A 17,333-nucleotide genomic window follows, 5' to 3' on the forward strand; every position below is an offset into this window, starting at 1 on the left:
AGTCCGTTCGACTTGCATGTGTTAAGCATACCGCCAGCGTTCATCCTGAGCCAGGATCAAACTCTCCATTTTGGCTCTCTAGATGGTTTTGGCTTGAGTTTATTTCCCCTTGCCGAAACTTCTAGGAGGTGTTTTCCTGTTGTTTCTTCTTGACTTGGGGGTGCTAAAATTCTTTCAAACTATTGATTTTTCGAGGTTCAGCGCGTCGGGGCGTTGTGTTCCTCCGTTGTGCGCATTTACCAATATAGCCACTCTCCCCAAGGTTGTCAACCCCTTTTTTCAACTTTTTTTTCGTCTGCCTCTCTTCATTCGCTGGAATCACTGCTGGCTAAGGCTTATAGATTAAAAATGTTTTTTTTGATGGGGGGGAAGAATTGCTGATGTTCATTCCGATGCCCGGCAAGATATGGTGAAACGGGTAGACCGAGCCTTTGCCTGAAATGATGCGCGATAACGCCCTAGAGGCGGTTAAGGCGACCAAATTCCAGCGCACACCCCGGAAAAAGCCCACATCAGGACTGAGATATGACAAGCGCACCATGACGCTGAGAGGGTATCAGTTGACCCTTTCCTGCATTGACCAGCAATGCAATGTCTGTAAGCACATCAGAAAAACGAATCGCACGAAGTCTCGTTTTCATTGTCGCAACTGTGGCCATCGTGACCATTCCGATGGGAAGGCCGCCAAGAACCATAGAAAGGACGACTACATTCTTTCCACTACCCTAATGGGGACGGTGGAACAGGCAGCAGTCAATCTGCCAGATGTGATAACCCTTGCGGGTTAGTTACAAGCCCCATCCCACAAGTGGAGTGGGGTAGTTGACACCTAGGGCTTGCTGAATATGGTTTGGATCTGAGGGACTAGCGGGGTGTGGGGGAATTGAGTATTGATCATTCTTGCCTCATTGCTTCTTGCCTTGCCAGACAAGTAGATTTTCTCAGCAAGTGCTAAATTAGGGTCTGCTGAATAACTGGGCTAGGGAATAGGTAATACTAATCAACTCTTGACTCCCGATTCCCGATTACCCAACTCTCGGACCTATTCAGCAAGCCCTAGGTTAGGAAAGTTTTATGCCATACGGAATTATTTTAGTAACCGCCAGTTCAGAAACAGAAGCCCAAACCATTGCCCGTCATCTTGTAGAAAGCAAACTCGCGGCCTGTGTCAGTTTAACCCCCATTCACTCGATCTACACTTGGCAGGGAAACATAGAGTCTGAGAAGGAATGGCAACTGGTCATTAAAACGGATTTAGCCTACTATGCTGCCATTGAGGCCAAAGTTCAAGAATTACACTCCTACGAAGTTCCAGAAATCATTGCCTTACCCATAGTAGAAGGTTCTGCCGCCTATCTGGGCTGGATTGCGGAAAATACTAAGCTATAATTCATTGTTATTTTTTTGACTTGATTTAAACGACATGGAAGCTGTGTCCCATTTTTAGCTGTCGGTTTAGCATAGCCAAGTCAAAAGATTAAAAATTAGTATTGAACAACAACCGGATCAAGACTACGCCAAAGGTACCACGTGGCAACAGTTCGATACGGTTTCCAATGTTGGGCTAGTTTTTCAATTTCGGCTTTACTTGTCCTCCCATAATGATGCTGTATAGCCTTGATTAGACCTAAATCAGCTAACGGTAGTATATCGCAACGGTGAAGATGAAAAATTAAAAACATTTCGGATGTCCATTGCCCAATCCCTTTGATCTTTTTGAGTTGTTTGATAATTGCTTCATCAGTCATGGTTTGCCATTGCTCGGGTATTAAAATTTGTTGTTTTAATGCCTGAGCAATGTTCGTGATGTAGTGAATCTTTTGTTGTGGGAGTCCGATTTCTCGTAATTCGGCTTCAGTTAAGGACAGAAAATACTCTGGCTCAATAGCAGGGAGTTTAAGTGTTAGTTTTGCCCATATTCTATTGGCTGCTTTGATGGAGATTTGTTGTCCGACTACGGCTCTTGTTAAGGTGTGGAAAGGATTATTGATATTTGTGAGAATTTCATCAGGATAAGCGGTAATTAAACTAGACATGACCGAATCTCTATGGGCGAGATATTCAATTGCTTCTTGCCAGTAAGGGGGAGTCATAAATGAATTGATAAGGTCTTGGGTCTATGTTAATAGTAGATTAGCGGTTTATCATCCAGTCAGATAGACAATTTTCAGGTACATTCGCAGGGTTACTAGCACAGTTTACAAACGGGATAGAATTTACTAGGAAAAGATTAGAATATCTTTGAGTGATTCTAAACTGGGACTCATGAATTACACCCCAAACTGTACCGGGTTTATCAGGAGAGCTACAAACGTCTGTAAGATACCAGCCGTTAAAACGACCTTGATAAAAGGCTCTGGCTAGCAGAAAAATTTCTTGTCGCTGTCTGACTTGACAAATAACATTGCCGTTTGGAACTTGTCGAACATTACTCGGTGGGTCATAAACATAGGCTGATGCTCCCACAGCCGCTTGAGTGGGTGAAATTTGAGTAATGATTGAGCCGAATACAAGACTTAAAAAACTGATTGAGTGAATGATTTTTTGCTTCATCGTTCGAGAATAGAATAAAAAGATAACCCAATGGTAGCACTTTTATTTAAAGCATAAAAGGGAATTCAATGAATATTAAATAATTGCTACTGTTGGGCGGGGAATTGTTGGGTTTCGCTTTCGCTCCACCCAACCTACGGATGGTTTTATGAATTGCCCCTAGCTTAATCTGTTTAGGAGTCGATTTGCACTTTGTTTTTATAAAAGGCGACGTATCCTTCAATATGTTTTGCCCTTTCTTTTGTTTGGGGATAATACCAAGCCGCATCTTTGATGGTTTTGTCGCCTACGGTGACATTGTAATAACTGGCTTGTCCTTTCCAAGAACAAACTGTGTGAGTATTACTATCACTAAAATATTCACTTTTCAACGCATCAGGAGGGAAATAATAATTTCCCTCGACGACTTCACAGTTATTGCTTTCTGCCAGGAGAACGCCGTTTAAGGTTACTTTAGCCATAGTTAAACTGGGGTTATAAAATCACCCTATTATAGAGGGTTTTGGACTCAGTAACCTATCCCCCAAAAGAGGGAAAGAAACGGTTAGTTATAACGCAATTGAAAGCGGTGGGTAATGTTCATGGTGTCTCTGGTATAACATTCGGGAAAGGGTCTGAATTGACGTTGTAAGGTCTGGACATGGGCGATCGCAGATTGATCCAAAGGAGCAAAACCACTAGACTCTAACACCTGCATATTGCTCACTCGGCCATCTCGATGGAGATCATAACTTAAGCGCGTGACCCAAATCCCGCGACTGGGAGGACGGGGGGGATTCCAACTCTGGGCTAAGGTATTCTGTAAATCCCGTTTGTACGTCTCGACGATATTGGAACAGACGCGGGAAATGAGATCAGAACTGATGGAGGGAGAGGTGGGAGGAGTTGAAGAAGTTGGAGGAGTGGAAGACGCAGGAGGACGCGCTAGGGTGTCGCGAGTGTCGGTCATGGGAAGGGGAATATTAAACCCTTCAAACATGGGTCCGGTGAGCAGTTGACCTAATTCGCGGGGGGTCATCATTTCGAGTTCAGTCAGGGTGCCACTGGGAGTCACTCCGACTTTTTGCCAGGCTCTGACACGCACGGGAGGGAGATCGGGATTTTCGACGTTGAATAAATCGACTTCTCCTTGGAGGACGCGCACTTGTCCCCTTTCTTGATCATCTACTTCGAGGGTGTAGAGTGTTCCCCGTGTGACGGCGACAATGGAGCCCACACACCCCCGCACTCCGCCGGAAACAACGGCCTGGCCCCGTCGTAGTTGGACGCAACGACTCCCTACGATAAAGGAGGCATTACGACCTAGGCGGATCATGGCCTGATTGTTGAATCTTAACCCGGCTCGGGCTTGTTCGGTGCGGACTTGTTGACCGAGTTGGGCGGTGGTGTTGACTCGGGCGATACGGTCTTGAATAAAAACGCGATCGCTATCTAAAATTTCGATAATCGTTGCTTGTGTAATAGTCTGCGCCATCCCCGGCAGTTTCGGGATAGCTAAAAACAGGATGATTAGGCAAGTTGTCACCCCAAGGAATAATAGTGAGGGAAAACGAAATCGGGAAAACATAAGCTTAGTGGTTTATTAATGGTTTTTTAGGGCTTCATTTTGCTGAGTTTCAAGGGTCTATTGCCATCCCATCGGAGTGGTAATATTTGGGCAAATTTAGCCCATATCCTAGGAAAATTTTACAAATGCTCTCTACCACAACCTATTTAGGATTATTCTATATCTCCCATTAGTTCTGACTCTAGTTTAACCAGATTTAACGAGATTAACGGTCAGGAAGAGGCCCGAGAATAAAAGCACCGGGGAATCGATCCCCCCCTTTGGGTTGTTGGTTATTCACCCCAAAAACTCGCACTTGAAACACTTGTCCATCCTGTCCAATGACCGTTAGGATGGCATCATTACCACTCAGACCAAACGTTACATTTTGAGCAGGGACACCATTAATTAAAGCTCCGGTTTGCGTGGCATTGGGACTGATTACGATGCCGTTCATTTCAATCGGTGAAGAAAGATTAACTTGTGTGGGCTGATTGCCTCGTTGTGTGGTAATAGTCACGTTAATTCTACCACTATCATCCTGAAATGTGCCACTATCTCGGAATAATTGATTACCGATGCCTGTCCCATATTCTTTGACGGTAAATGAGCCTGTAATAATTGTGGAAGTATTGCCGATTTCTGAGAGAAATTCTGCATCGGTCAATGAAAAACGAGGATTAAGACGGCGGCGAGTTTGACGGTTTGATAAATGACCTAATGGGTTAGTGACACCATTAATGGCTTGACGGATAAAGTTAGGCGTAAATCCCCGATCAGAGAGTGGTCGAATGATATTTTCAAAATTAGGTAAAGGAATGCGAAATCCTCGGAACAGTTGCCCTCGGAGTAAGTTGTTAAATTGATTGGAACTAATGCGCTCAATTGTCCCTAAAATTCCATCGGCAAACACTTTAATTTGATTTCCTGCTTCAAGAATTTGACCTTCTTCATCATCGAGATCCTCTAAATCCTGTTCACTTTCAACTACTTGAACTATTCCTTCTAATACTTGAATAGTACTTTCTTCCGTTTCTTCTTCAATTTCCATGACGTAGATTGTTCCTCGGGTAATGGCCACCACTGACCCTACACAGCCTTGAGCATTGCCGGAGATAACCACTTGTCCTCGTTGTAACTGGACGCAACGACTCCCGATGATAAATGATGAATTACGACCTAAACGGAGGACGGCATTATTATCAAATCTCAAACTTACTCTTGCTTGTCCGGTGCGGATTTGTTGACCTTGACGCGCTAGGGCGTTAACTCGGACTCTCTGGTTTTGAATAAAGACTTGATCACTGTCTAAGATTTCAACAATTCTGGCTTGAGTAATGGGTTGTGAGAGGGTTTTAATGGGCAATGCACTAAGGGTTATTGCAAAAATAAACCCGAGTACAATATAGCCTGGTTTGGGAATAGCTTTAGTCATAATCAGCGAAGACTTAGGGATAGAAATTGCTTAACGGGAAGGAAACGGGAATCTCGGTAATCTGGGAGAACGAGGAACTGAGGGAGGTTTTATGATATTATGAAGATTGGGAATGGGGATGCGAAATCCTTGAAAAAGTTGCCCTTGTAGGAGACGAGTTAGATCAGAGGCTGTAAGCTGTTCGATAATTCCTAAAAGACCACTAGGCAAAACTTTAATTTGATAACCTGCTTCGATGATTTGAGTTTCTGTATCAGGCTCTTCTGTATCGCTAACTTCTACAGCACCCTCTAGGACTTGAATTTTTCCTTCTCCCGTTTCTTCGTCCAGTTCAAGGACATATATTGTGCCTCGGGTAACAGCAACTATTGAGCCAATACAGCCTCGTTGACTCCCTGAAATGAGTAGTTGTCCTTGTTGGAGTTTAATGCAACGACTGCCGACGATAAAGGAGGAGTTGTTCCCTAAACGAATGACAGCATTATTAATGAATTTTAAACCTGCTCTAGCTTGTTCTGTACGGATCTGTTGGCCTTGTTCAGCTATACTATTAACGCCGACTTTTTGATTCTGAATAAAAACTTGATCACCATCTAATATTTCAGCAATGGTGGCTTGCGTGACTATTTGTGAGAAGGTTATTAAAGGAAATAGACTGAGGGTTAAGACTAGAACTAATCCCAGGAGACTATAGCGGAAAAGATGGAGTATGTTTGACATAAAATTTAAGGAGTAAATGGGGACATAGAAGAAGTTTTAGTGGCTAAATTGGAGGATAAATCTAGCTATTTCTAGGTTAGGTCAGGAAAAATGCAAAACCTAAACAATCACGGTAAGATTAGAGCCAGCCTAGCGGAATTTAAAACTGAAAACTAGCGCGAACTGTGCCGATCCAAAAGGTGTTATTGTTGGAAATATGACCGGGATCTGTGACTAAGAAGATTCCGGGACTGAGGGAAAGGCGATCGCTAACTCTCCAGCGATAGAACGTTTCAAGGTGGAAAGATGTTCCCTGATCCCGTCGTTCAATAGTCCCTCCGACCAACAGCTTAGGGGGAATTCCGGCCACAATCCCCCAATAGTCTCCCATGCGTCCAAAGGGGTCTTCAATGCCCAGAGAAAGGGTTCCTGTGGCACTTAGGGCAAAGGCAGGAGAGACAAGAGAACGAGTATAGGTCATCCCGCCCCATGCTGCTAAAATGATGTTATCGGTGAGATAGGTTTGTAATGTAGCCCCGAGGCCATGAATTTGGGCGGGTTCTAAAAAAGTCCCCGAGGTGTCTGCATTAAAGCTTCCGGTAAAGGTATCTAAACGACCATCTTGGCTGTAGGCGTTAATATAAGTGAGTCCTGCAACCGTGCGATCGCCTGGTGCCACCAACACCTGCACCCCTAAAGCACTGTGACTAGCATTAAAAACCCCACCCTCTGCACTATTGCGCATTCCGTAAGCGGTTTGTAGACGCACCTGATCACTAACTAACCAGTCTAACCCAACGCCACTGTTTAGCGCCCCCAGTTGAAACAAGGGATTTTGCGCCCCAAATCGAGAAACTGCACCCCCTCCTGTCTCCCCATGAGGTGTATTAGGGGTTAACACATCCCCCAAACTAAACCCCAGAGGTTTAAAAGTCAAAACCATCCGATCCTTAAAGGCAACGGTGCGATATTCCAAGGTATCGAGGGAAAATTGATCCTCTGCTCCGCTTTGACTATTGAGCAGAGCCATATAACTATTCAAAGCCCTAGGATTGGCAAAACCAAAATCATTAAAATTCCCTGTTGTTAACCCCAGTAATAAACGATCTTTGCCGTGAAAAGAAGTCGCTAGGGCTAACTGAGTTTGGTGGGTGAACAGAATCCCCGTTTCTCCCCTCCCCGGTGGTCGCCCTCCCGTCGCCCCAGACAGCGCGAACACCACCTGACCCCCAAAGATAACCGTTGTAGAGAAAGACTGGTCTTCTAGAGTCCGTAAACGCCCTTCTAGAGTGTGTATAAAGGTGGCTATATCCTCCAATTCTTCTACAAATTCCTGACGCAATCGTTCCACCGTGAGGAATTCTTCTCCTTGAAGGGGGGGCAATTGACTGAAACAAGCGGAGAGACTGGCGGCAAATTCATAACGAGTTAGGGGGCGCTCTCCCCGAAATGTGCCGTCGGGGTATCCTTGCAAGCAGTTATAGCGCTCTGTTAAGCTTTGTAACGCTTCCACCGCCCAATCCGTCGGGGCAACGTCCCGCAGTTGAAAAACGGGGGTAATTTTGCGCATAGCGGCGGGAGGAGCGAGTTCTATTTCTTTTTGATTTAGGGGAGTTTGGGGGGATAGATTCCCCATTGTGTTAGCTTGTACCGTTGTGGTATTCAAGACACACCCGAGTAAAGCCAGCCATCCCCATTGCTGTTGTCTCATGTTGCCATTTTCCCAAAAGACCTATTATTTTCTGGCACCCTTCTGTTCTTTGTCGCACAGATTTTTCTTTTGAGCAAATGGTTTGGGAGTCGGGAGGGGGAGCAGGGAGAGTTGAGAACTTTTGCCTCTTGCCTATTGTCTATTCCCCGATAAAAAAGGACGCAAAATTTTTGCGTCCTTTCCATTGCATATGGGCAAATCCTTACAACTGTTTCACTTCAGACACTAACTGAGTCACCACATCTTTGGCACTGCCAAACAACATCATGGTTTTGTCCTCATAAAACAACTCATTGTCTACCCCAGCAAAACCAGCCCGCATACTGCGCTTAATCACAATAGTATGCTTGGCGTGGTCTACCTCCAAGATAGGCATTCCGTAAATAGGACTGCTGCGGTCATGACGGGCGGCTGGATTGACCACATCATTGGCGCCAATGACTAAAGCGACATCGGTTTGATCAAATTGAGGGTTGATGTCGTCCATGTCGTAGAGTTGGGGATAGGGGACATTGGCCTCCGCCAGCAAAACGTTCATATGTCCCGGCATCCGTCCGGCGACAGGGTGAATAGCATATTTCACTTCTACCCCTAAACCTTCCAATTGGTCGGCTAATTCCCGGACAGCGTGCTGCGCTTGAGCAACGGCCATCCCATACCCCGGTACAATGACCACAGAGCGGGCATAGCCCAACATCATCGCCCCTTCTTCGGGGTCAATACTGTGGACGGTCTTCTGAGTCCCATCGCCTCCAGCACTGCTCACTTCCCCGGAATCTGAACCAAATCCGGCAAACAGGACGTTAGCCAAAGAACGGTTCATGGCTTTACACATGATATTCGTCAGAATTAAGCCAGAAGCTCCCACTAAGGCTCCGGCAATGATCAACATATTGTTATTGACCACAAATCCGGCAGCGGCCGCCGCCAGTCCAGAGTAGGAGTTTAAGAGGGAAATGACTACGGGCATATCCCCCCCACCAATGGGGATGACGAATAACACGCCCAGAAGGAGGGAAATGGCAATCAGACCATAGAAAATGGGTAGGGTATGGGGGGCAAAGAGAAAGTAGGCGCTACCCCCTAAAAAGGCGGCGAGGATGAGGAAATTAACCACCTGTTGGAGGGGGAAGAGGACGGGAGCCCCGGGCATGATGCCCTGAAGTTTGGCGAAGGCAATAAAACTCCCGGTGAGGGTGACTCCGCCAATCAGTACGCCCAGAATAATCGTGACGAGGGAAGTGGCCCAGAGGGGGGCGTTGCTGGTGAGGAGTCGCCAAAATTCGGCGATCGCAACCAACGCCGAAGCCCCACCACCTAAACCGTTGAAAATCCCCACCATTTGGGGCATAGCGGTCATTTCCACTTTATAGGCCGAAACTGCCCCAATCACCGACCCAATCACAATCCCAATCAGAATAATCTGATAGTTCAAGACTTGCCGTTCTAACAACGTAGCAACAACGGCTAAGAGCATCCCAATGGCGGCCAGTTGATTCCCTTGCCGCGCTGTCGCTGGGGAGCCTAAGCGTTTTAAACCCAAAATAAACAGGGACGCGGCCACCAAATAACTCAACTGAATCCCATTGGGCAAAAATTCGCTCAGATTCATAAAAACCTCCAAGAAACCGCATCCCCTTGTGGGTGCGGAGGGACAGAAGTGTTTGCTGTGTGAACGATGTCCCCAAAGCAAACAATAGGTTGTCGGCTCACCACCAGTCCGTTAGCTCTAGCTAAAAGCTGAACTTTGGACGCAGTGAACTGACCAATTCGCTTCCAGTTCGCATCGCTGACAGAAACCTTTTTTTGAGTGTCGCCACTTACCCAACCAACATAAACTCGACCTGCCATTTCAGCTTTAACAACATCACCTTTTCTGACTCCATGGCGTGTTGTAGTTCCGCCGTATTTACGGCGTATACCACCTTGGGCTGGAACCATCAAATGCAGTTGCCTGCGAGAAATTGGAGGTCTACGAATCACCCTGAAAACGGATGGCGTTAGGACAACTGAACCTGTCCAAGTATGACCGCGAGTGTTGGCCGTGTGAAACTGTTCGTATTTGACCAACTCAGAGCAAGCTAAAGCCAAGCCATCAACAGCATGGCTTTCAGGGGTTTGAGCCGATTTGTCCTTTGACTTAACTAATCCTAATTGAGTTCTGAGATTGGCGGTTTTGTAGCCGAATTGTGTTTCAACCGGGGCTAATTTTGACAACCATCCCAGCATCACTTTTTGACCCACCATTACAGGAGAAAAGGATTTTGAACCATTTGCCTTCACATATTCGTAGACAATCTTACTGACTGGAAACAGACGGCATAGCTCAGTCGCTACTCGCAATTCAAGCTGTCGGTTAGCCCGGATACTGGGAGGCAACTTGTTCTGTCTGCGGTTGTTAAATCGCTTTTGACGATGGGCGCGTTTGGAGTAATCAACCTGGCGGTTAATTCTCCGTCCTCTGCGTCCGCGTCGCATCATACGGCGTTGCTCCATCCGGTCTTTGACAGTTTGAAACGGTAGAATCAGGTGAGCTAAAAACAGAGTAGCTTTCGCCGACTGTACGCCCACACCTGAATACAGCTTCCCGGGGTCAACCCCAACCGCAATAGATTGAGTATCTTCCCCAGAAGGCTGCTTAGTCAATTGGACGTAAAACACGCTCAAATCTGACCATTTGCCCACTGCCAATCCATCCCGAATCCAGCGACGGGCGCGACTTGGTTTAGTTGGCATTAACGGCTTGCCGTCAGGTGATAGAACTGGAACTCGTAGCATTGTGATAAACCTCTTTCGAGTTTTGAGTCTCTTCGCCCACCGAACTCAACATGGCTTGGCTTTCCCAACGTCTCTAGCTAGGAGACTTGCAGATAAATCCGGTCTAGAGAAGCAACCGGAAGTGCGTAGCAGAGTTCGGCTCAATGGGCTAGTCAATTCTTAGTTGGAACCTAGCTATTCCAAGCCCCATCCCCTTGTGGGTGGGGTAATTGACGCTTTAGCCTCCTTTTTTTTAAACATGAGCAACATCCGGTCTGTGACCAGAAACCCCCCCACTACGTTAATGGTGGCGAGAATAACGGCGATAAAGCCCAAAATGACGGTTAAGTTCCAATCCTTCGCCCCAGAGACTAAAATCGCCCCTAATACGGCAATCCCAGAGATGGCATTCGCCCCAGACATCAGGGGCGTGTGTAGGGTGGGGGGGACTTTGTTAATCACCTCAAAGCCCACAAAGGAGGCCAAGACAAAAACAAACAAACAAGTAATTAAGGTTGCTGTGGTCATAGTTTTGACGAAATAACAAATCAAGGCTTAAACGGGGACACTTTCAAGACCCAAGGCGGCTTTCACTCGTTCATTGCGCAATTCTCCGCCGTGGGTGACACAGGTTTCATCCACAATGTCATCGCCAAAATCAAGGTTTAGGCTACCGTCCTCTTGAATGAGGTATTGCAGCAGGGTAGCGATGTTTTTTGAGTACATTTCGCTGGCATGGACAGGCATAGAGGAGGGCAAGTTAACCGGCCCCATCACCGTCACGCCGTTGTACTGTACATTTTTCCCCGCTTCACTGACGGCACAGTTGCCCCCTTGTTCGGCGGCCATATCTACAACGACGGTGCCAGGTTTCATGGCGGCTACCATTTCCTCCGTGACTAAGCGGGGGGCTTTTTTCCCCGGCACTTGGGCGGTGGTAATCACCACATCAGCGCTGGCGACGTGCTGGGCAATGACGGCCTGGGTGCGTTGTTTGGACTCTTCGGAGATTTCTTTGGCGTAGCCCCCTTTGGCGGTGGTTTCTTCTTCTAGTTCCACCTCGACGAATTTCGCCCCTAAGCTTTGGACTTCTTCCTTGACGGCGGGACGAATATCAAAGGCTTCCACTACAGCGCCCAAACGCCGGGCCGTTGCGATCGCCTGAAGTCCGGCCACCCCCGCACCAATGACAAACACTTTGGCCGGGCGAATGGTTCCGGCGGCCGTGGTCAACATGGGGAAGAATTTGGGCAAGGTAGCAGCCGCAATCAAAACGGCTTTATACCCCGCTACCCCCGCTTGGGAGGAGAGCGCATCCATACTTTGAGCGCGACTGGTGCGGGGAATGAGTTCCATACTAAAGGCGGTGATTTTCCGCTCGGCCAGCTTTTGGGCGGTTTCCGGTTGTCCCAAGGGGTTGAGGAAACTAATCAGGGCGGCTCCTTCGTGGAGTTGCTCTAGTTCGTAGTCCTTGGGGGGGGCAACTTTGACGATCAGATCCGCTTCTCGCCACAGTTGCCCTTTATCGCCTATAATCTGCGCTCCGGCTTGGCTGTAGTCTTCATCGCTAAAAAAAGAGCCTGTTCCTGCTCCGGTTTCTACATAGATTTCCCAGCCTTTTTTGGTCAGACGGGACACCATATCAGGGATTAGGGCAACGCGGCGTTCTCCTCCTTCTAAATCTTCTCGGGCGATCGCAATTCTCATGTAAACCTCCTTTCAATACTCCTGCTCAACCGTTCACGGCAGATGATCCTAATGCCGTGCATCGCAAGACTTCTGAGGGTGTTCTCATCGGCTTGGGCATAGACACAACAATGCACTTCTACTCTGAATCCTAGTGGTGATCTCCAGAGCAGAAGCCTGATCTTTAGCTTGTTTTATGGATTGCGAGACAAAAAGCAAAGTTTCAACTCGCTGCAATCGTCAACTCTTCGGGGATTGGGGGGTGGGCTATGCGTAAGTATTTCTGCTCACCCCCCACCCTACCCCAAACTATCCGGGCTGTCCAGAAAACAGAATCGGCAAATACATCACAAACTCTGTTGTTTCTCCGGGTTCAGAATAACAAAAGATTTGCCCTTGATGTTTCTCGACAATCGTTTGATAGCTCATCGCGAGTCCTAAACCTGTTCCTTCGCCAATGGGTTTAGTCGTAAAAAACGGATCAAAGATTTGGGAAACAATGCCGGGCGGAATGCCAATGCCATTATCCTTAATTCGGATACAAATTTGAGGATTTTCTGCATTCCCTTCATTTTCCAAGCTAGTGTTTAAAACAATAGTCGGAACAAAAGTATTTGATGATTTTAGCTTTTCCTCTAAAGCATCAATGGAATTATCCAGTAAGTTCAAAAAGACCTGATTAAGCAAGCCGGGATAACATTCAATTTTAGGCAAGTTCCCATAATTTTTTTCAATTTTGATGGAAATTTTCTGATTATTAATCCGACTTTTGAGCATCATTAAGGTACTTTCTAAGCCTTCATGAATATCTACATCCTTACGCTCGGCTTCATCTAAACGGGAAAAATTGCGTAAGGAGATGATAATATTGCGGATCCGTTCTACTCCGGCTTGCATGGACTGGAGAAGTTTAGGAAAATCTTCCTCAATAAATTCATAATCAATGTCTTCATAACAGGCTTGAATGTCTGGGGAGGGATTTTGGTAGTCTTTCCGGTACTGATCAATCAGTTTAAATAAATCCTCCACATATTCCGCGCTGTGGGTGATATTGCCTGCAATAAAGGCTGTGGGATTATTAATTTCATGGGCAATGCCTGCTACTAATTGCCCCAAACTCGACATTTTTTCCGTTTGAATCAGTTGGGTTTGGGTATACTGGAGATCCCGGAGTGCCTCGCTCAGTTGTTCCGTTTGGGCTTTCAGTTGAGCTTCGGATTGGCGTAGGGCTTCTTCTGTACGCGATCGCTCTTCTAACTCATTTTCCAGTTGAGCAAACAGCGCCGCCTGACGAATGGCGATCGCCAATTGTATCGCCAGAGGTTTCAACAGTTCCGTTTCCCAATGTTGCCACTGTCGAGGCGCTCGGCAATGATGGAGAATCAGTAATCCCCAAAGTTTATCCCCATGTGCCACAGGCAGCACTAAATTAGCTTTGACTTGTAAGCTTTCTAACAGCGCTTGATGGCATGGATCTAAATTTTCCGCCCCTACATTAGGAATAGCCCGAATACGCCCCTTTTGATAGTCTGGAACATAAGACGATAGAAAGCAATCATCTTGAATATTCATCCCTAAAACCGATTCCCACCCACTGCCCACCGACTCAACAACAACATCCCCACTCCAATCCTCATTAAAATGGTAGAGCAACACCCGATCCGTATCCAAAACTTGGCGGATTTCCTCAACAGCTGTTTGTAGTACCTCTTCAATGTCTAACGACTCCCGAATCCGATGAGCCATTTCACTAACTAATTTTTGTTGAGTCGCCAGGGCAATCAATTCCCGTTGAATAGACTTTTGATGGGTAATATCTTGAGTGGTGGTCATTCCCCCGGAAATTTCTCCGTTCTCATCCCGCACTGGCACAACATGGATGAGAAAATCATGGTCTTCATAGCGATACTCCACAACGGTAGATTCCCCCGTCAGAGCGCGTTGATAGGATCCCATAAAGGTCTTACTCACTATCGGGGGAAAGGCTTCCTGTAAGGTTTTCCCTTCGATTTGCTCTTTGGAAAGTCCGACGTTTTCCAGCCCTTTTCCTTCGGCTAAAATGTAACGATAGTTTTGGTCAAAGAGCATCACAGACCCGTTCGGGATATTTTCGGCGAGAATGCGATAGAGTTCGTCTTTTTTCCGGAGTTCGGCTTGAGCTTGTTTGCGATCGCGAATATCCCGCGTAAAAGCGCAATTATAAGCCTTTCCATTCAATTCAACATAATTAACCGTGATTTCCACCGGAATTTTCTCCCCATTGCGCGCTTGATTAATCGCCTCAAAGGTGAAAGAGCCCTCAATTTCAATCATTTGCCAATGATTCACCCAGTCTTGCTGTGAAAAACCCGGCGCTATATCGGGAATTGTCTTGCTACACAGTTCCTCCACAGAATACCCCAACAAATCACAGGCGGCTTGGTTAGCATAGATAATCATGCCCTCTGGATCAATGAAAAATACCGCATCACCTGCTCGTTCCACGGAAAACTGCATCAAGTGACTCAATTCAGCATTAATCATGGGATCTGGGGGATTAATCATCTGATAGGTACTCATCAGATGAGTCACTTCCCCCCCTTCATTACAGAGGGGAACCAAGCGAATCCCCTGCCATTGAGGGGCTTGGAGTTGATCAAAGATGGGTAAAGTTAAATACTGCTCCGTGCGCGTGGTGATGGCAATATGCAGCGCATTCCAGAGGATTTGCTGATTCCGAATCGGAAAGGATTGTCCGAGTAAATCCTCTTTTGAGCGACCTATTATTTGGGCGAAAGCTTGATTACACTCAACTATAATCAGTTCAGTGGCTTGAACTGAGCAAATCACAACTCCTTGATCTGTCAAATTCAATAAATCGCGACAAATCCATTGCATTTGAAGATGAGATAAGGGCTGAACAGTAGAAGACGTTACAACCGAGTTTGAAGAGTCCATTTTGGGTTGAAAGTGAAGTGTCATGGGAGAGTGTGAAGAAAGACTGGGATCAGGTTATCACTGGGTTCAGGGACATTGTTTTAAGATGATTTTTAAGTAAAAATACTGAGCTATATCCTCGAATCCATATCCGCGCTGAGGCCATTCTAGCAACAATATTAAGAAAAAATAAAAGATTCTGAAAAAAATATGACGGCTTGTTATAGGGAGCAGGGGAGAATTGATAATTATTGCCTATCACCTATTCCCGATTCCCTAGGGCGCAAGCATTGCGCCCCGACACCGACACCCGACACCGACACCCGACACCGACACCCGACACCGACACCCGACACCGACACCCGACACCCGATTCCCCACTCCCTATTCCTCACTCCCCAACTCTAACTCCTCATCAGGGGACAAGGCCGCACCAAAACGGGGCTGGGGGGGAATGGCCGCTACAATGGCATCAATGACCTTGTTCACGGGAATGACCTCTAAGCCCAAATCATCCGCAAAAGCCTGTCCCTTGGGGACAATCGCCCGTTTAAAGCCTAATTTAGCCGCTTCCTTTAACCGTAACTCCATCTGAGAGACGAGGCGAACCTGTCCCCCTAATCCCACTTCACCGATTAAAACCGTGCGGGAGTCCACAATGCGATCGCGGAAACTAGCCACCACCGCCACCGCAATCCCCAAATCCGCCGCCGGTTCCGCCACCCCCAACCCCCCCGCCGACGCAACATAAGCATCTAATTTCGATAAAGGCACCCCTAACCGTTTCTCCAACACCGCCAAAATTTGCTGTAAACGGCTATAATCCACCCCCGTAGTTGCCCGACGAGGAGAAGCGTAACTGGTGGGACTCACCAACGCCTGTAACTCCACCACAATAGGGCGAGTCCCTTCACAGGCCACCACCGTAGCGGTACCCGGGGACGATTCCTCCCGATTGCCCAGGAACAATTCTGAGGGGTTATCCACCTCCCGTAACCCATTTTCCACCATCTCGAAAATGCCGATTTCATGGGTCGCCCCGAAGCGATTTTTCACCGAACGCAGTAGACGATGGGAGGCATAGCGATCGCCCTCAAAATAAAGTACCGTATCCACTAAATGCTCCAACACCCTCGGCCCGGCGATCGCCCCCTCTTTCGTCACATGACCCACAATCAACAGCGTAATATTTTCCCGCTTCGCCACCTGCATCAACGCCGACGTACATTCTCGCACCTGCGCCACAGAACCAGGAGCCGAAGTTAAAGACGAAAAGTAAAGCGTTTGAATACTATCAATCACCGCCACCTGCGGCCTTAAGGACTCCAACTCCCGTAAAATCTCCTCTAAATCCGTCTCCGGCAACACATAAAGATGATCATTCACCACCTTAGCCGTCGTTCCCTTGCCGTTTTGTTTTTCCTCCTCCGTCAACTGATCTAAACCCGCCCACAAACGACCAGCGCGTAACTTCACCTGTTGCCCCGACTCTTCTGCACTCACATATAAAATACGATGATCCCTCGCCAACTGGTGCGCCGTTTGCAACAAAAGTGTAGACTTGCCAATCCCAGGATCCCCCCCAATCAAAATTAACGCCCCCGGCACAATCCCTCCCCCCAACACCCGGTCAAACTCGCTATAACCCGAAGGGAAACGGCTTTGCTCCCCTTGGGAAATATCCGAGAAACGCATAGAAGAACGGGGTTGGGTGGAAGCCTTGGGGGAACTGTTGTTATTATTGCGCTTTTGCGACTGCCACCCCACCCGAGCATTCACCAGAGAATCACTGGCGACAATCTGCTCCTCTAAAGAACCATAGGTACCACAATTAGGGCATTTGCCAAACCATTGGGGCGTTTCTGCTCCACACTCGTTACATAAATAGCTCGTTCGCGATTTGGGCATGGCGATCGCCGTTGACAATTTCTCTCAATTTAACCCGACAGCGAAAAAATAAACAGTCCGCCCCGGAATGAAATAAATCTTAACAATAAATACAAATCTTAAAAACTCCTAAATTTAGTCCC

15 protein-coding genes are annotated in these 17,333 nt (G+C 47.1%); 1 reads left to right on the forward strand and 14 read right to left on the reverse strand.

Annotation, left to right across the window (positions count from 1 at the left end):
• Positions 1 to 328: 328 nt before the first annotated feature.
• The gene (locus SPI9445_RS31315; RefSeq protein ID WP_237748038.1) at positions 329 to 541 is read right to left on the reverse strand and encodes a hypothetical protein; all 213 of its coding nucleotides are present in this window, start codon (positions 539 to 541) and stop codon (positions 329 to 331) included.
• Positions 542 to 1,074: 533 nt separating this feature from the next.
• On the opposite strand from SPI9445_RS31315, the gene cutA reads away from it, so the two are divergent.
• Positions 1,075 to 1,389, forward strand: coding sequence for a divalent-cation tolerance protein CutA (gene cutA / locus SPI9445_RS0103440; protein ID WP_017303324.1), 315 nt, complete (start codon positions 1,075 to 1,077; stop codon positions 1,387 to 1,389).
• 95 nt (positions 1,390 to 1,484) lie between these two features.
• Here cutA and SPI9445_RS0103445 read toward each other — a convergent pair whose 3' ends face one another.
• The 13 genes from SPI9445_RS0103445 to radA form a co-directional block, all read right to left on the reverse strand.
• Positions 1,485 to 2,093 (reverse strand): DNA-3-methyladenine glycosylase family protein, encoded by a 609-nt coding sequence (locus SPI9445_RS0103445; RefSeq protein ID WP_017303325.1) that lies wholly within the window; start codon positions 2,091 to 2,093, stop codon positions 1,485 to 1,487.
• 40 nt (positions 2,094 to 2,133) lie between these two features.
• On the reverse strand, positions 2,134 to 2,553 hold the full coding sequence (locus SPI9445_RS30310; protein WP_164674460.1) for a hypothetical protein: 420 nt from the start codon (positions 2,551 to 2,553) through the stop codon (positions 2,134 to 2,136).
• A gap of 173 nt (positions 2,554 to 2,726) precedes the next feature.
• A complete protein-coding gene (locus SPI9445_RS0103450) occupies positions 2,727 to 3,014 on the reverse strand; it encodes a DUF427 domain-containing protein (RefSeq protein ID WP_017303326.1) in 288 nt (95 codons plus the stop codon).
• An 83-nt stretch (positions 3,015 to 3,097) separates the two neighbouring features.
• Positions 3,098 to 4,120, reverse strand: a complete 1,023-nt coding sequence (locus tag SPI9445_RS27260) for a TonB family protein (protein ID WP_017303327.1) — start codon at positions 4,118 to 4,120, stop codon at positions 3,098 to 3,100.
• A gap of 205 nt (positions 4,121 to 4,325) precedes the next feature.
• Positions 4,326 to 5,465 carry a FecR family protein gene (locus SPI9445_RS0103460; RefSeq protein ID WP_164674461.1) on the reverse strand — a complete coding sequence of 380 codons (1,140 nt, stop codon included), beginning with the start codon at positions 5,463 to 5,465 and terminating at the stop codon, positions 4,326 to 4,328.
• 99 nt (positions 5,466 to 5,564) lie between these two features.
• Positions 5,565 to 6,254 carry a FecR family protein gene (locus SPI9445_RS24210; RefSeq protein ID WP_017303329.1) on the reverse strand — a complete coding sequence of 230 codons (690 nt, stop codon included), beginning with the start codon at positions 6,252 to 6,254 and terminating at the stop codon, positions 5,565 to 5,567.
• Between the two features lie 139 nt (positions 6,255 to 6,393).
• On the reverse strand, positions 6,394 to 7,944 hold the full coding sequence (locus tag SPI9445_RS24215; protein WP_017303330.1) for an iron uptake porin: 1,551 nt from the start codon (positions 7,942 to 7,944) through the stop codon (positions 6,394 to 6,396).
• Between the two features lie 202 nt (positions 7,945 to 8,146).
• Positions 8,147 to 9,550: an NAD(P)(+) transhydrogenase (Re/Si-specific) subunit beta gene (locus SPI9445_RS0103475; RefSeq protein ID WP_026079500.1), complete on the reverse strand. Its 1,404-nt coding sequence runs from the start codon at positions 9,548 to 9,550 to the stop codon at positions 8,147 to 8,149.
• 2 nt (positions 9,551 to 9,552) lie between these two features.
• Positions 9,553 to 10,722, reverse strand: coding sequence for an RRXRR domain-containing protein (locus SPI9445_RS0103480; protein WP_017303332.1), 1,170 nt, complete (start codon positions 10,720 to 10,722; stop codon positions 9,553 to 9,555).
• 174 nt (positions 10,723 to 10,896) lie between these two features.
• Entirely contained in the window at positions 10,897 to 11,229 is a 333-nt protein-coding gene (locus tag SPI9445_RS0103485; protein WP_017303333.1) for an NAD(P) transhydrogenase subunit alpha part 2, read from the reverse strand.
• A 27-nt stretch (positions 11,230 to 11,256) separates the two neighbouring features.
• Positions 11,257 to 12,408 carry a Re/Si-specific NAD(P)(+) transhydrogenase subunit alpha gene (locus SPI9445_RS0103490; RefSeq protein ID WP_017303334.1) on the reverse strand — a complete coding sequence of 384 codons (1,152 nt, stop codon included), beginning with the start codon at positions 12,406 to 12,408 and terminating at the stop codon, positions 11,257 to 11,259.
• A gap of 288 nt (positions 12,409 to 12,696) precedes the next feature.
• Positions 12,697 to 15,324 (reverse strand): PAS domain S-box protein, encoded by a 2,628-nt coding sequence (locus SPI9445_RS24220; protein ID WP_033374181.1) that lies wholly within the window; start codon positions 15,322 to 15,324, stop codon positions 12,697 to 12,699.
• Positions 15,325 to 15,687: 363 nt separating this feature from the next.
• Positions 15,688 to 17,211 carry a DNA repair protein RadA gene (gene radA / locus SPI9445_RS0103500; RefSeq protein WP_017303336.1) on the reverse strand — a complete coding sequence of 508 codons (1,524 nt, stop codon included), beginning with the start codon at positions 17,209 to 17,211 and terminating at the stop codon, positions 15,688 to 15,690.
• Positions 17,212 to 17,333: the final 122 nt, after the last annotated feature.

This window comes from Spirulina subsalsa PCC 9445, from assembly GCF_000314005.1.
Classification (GTDB): domain Bacteria; phylum Cyanobacteriota; class Cyanobacteriia; order Cyanobacteriales; family Spirulinaceae; genus Spirulina_A; species Spirulina_A subsalsa.

What these genes read in the sequence shown, in the direction of transcription:
- SPI9445_RS31315 (WP_237748038.1), bottom strand. Translation starts at nt 541, where the DNA reads ATGGTGCGCTTGTCATATCTCAGTCCTGATGTGGGCTTTTTCCGGGGT.
- SPI9445_RS24220 (WP_033374181.1), bottom strand. Translation starts at nt 15,324, where the DNA reads ATGGACTCTTCAAACTCGGTTGTAACGTCTTCTACTGTTCAGCCCTTA.
- SPI9445_RS24210 (WP_017303329.1), bottom strand. Translation starts at nt 6,254, where the DNA reads ATGTCAAACATACTCCATCTTTTCCGCTATAGTCTCCTGGGATTAGTT.
- SPI9445_RS0103480 (WP_017303332.1), bottom strand. Translation starts at nt 10,722, where the DNA reads ATGCTACGAGTTCCAGTTCTATCACCTGACGGCAAGCCGTTAATGCCA.
- SPI9445_RS30310 (WP_164674460.1), bottom strand. Translation starts at nt 2,553, where the DNA reads ATGAAGCAAAAAATCATTCACTCAATCAGTTTTTTAAGTCTTGTATTC.
- radA (WP_017303336.1), bottom strand. Translation starts at nt 17,211, where the DNA reads ATGCCCAAATCGCGAACGAGCTATTTATGTAACGAGTGTGGAGCAGAA.
- SPI9445_RS0103445 (WP_017303325.1), bottom strand. Translation starts at nt 2,093, where the DNA reads ATGACTCCCCCTTACTGGCAAGAAGCAATTGAATATCTCGCCCATAGA.
- SPI9445_RS24215 (WP_017303330.1), bottom strand. Translation starts at nt 7,944, where the DNA reads ATGAGACAACAGCAATGGGGATGGCTGGCTTTACTCGGGTGTGTCTTG.
- SPI9445_RS0103490 (WP_017303334.1), bottom strand. Translation starts at nt 12,408, where the DNA reads ATGAGAATTGCGATCGCCCGAGAAGATTTAGAAGGAGGAGAACGCCGC.
- SPI9445_RS0103450 (WP_017303326.1), bottom strand. Translation starts at nt 3,014, where the DNA reads ATGGCTAAAGTAACCTTAAACGGCGTTCTCCTGGCAGAAAGCAATAAC.
- SPI9445_RS27260 (WP_017303327.1), bottom strand. Translation starts at nt 4,120, where the DNA reads ATGTTTTCCCGATTTCGTTTTCCCTCACTATTATTCCTTGGGGTGACA.
- SPI9445_RS0103485 (WP_017303333.1), bottom strand. Translation starts at nt 11,229, where the DNA reads ATGACCACAGCAACCTTAATTACTTGTTTGTTTGTTTTTGTCTTGGCC.
- cutA (WP_017303324.1), top strand. Translation starts at nt 1,075, where the DNA reads ATGCCATACGGAATTATTTTAGTAACCGCCAGTTCAGAAACAGAAGCC.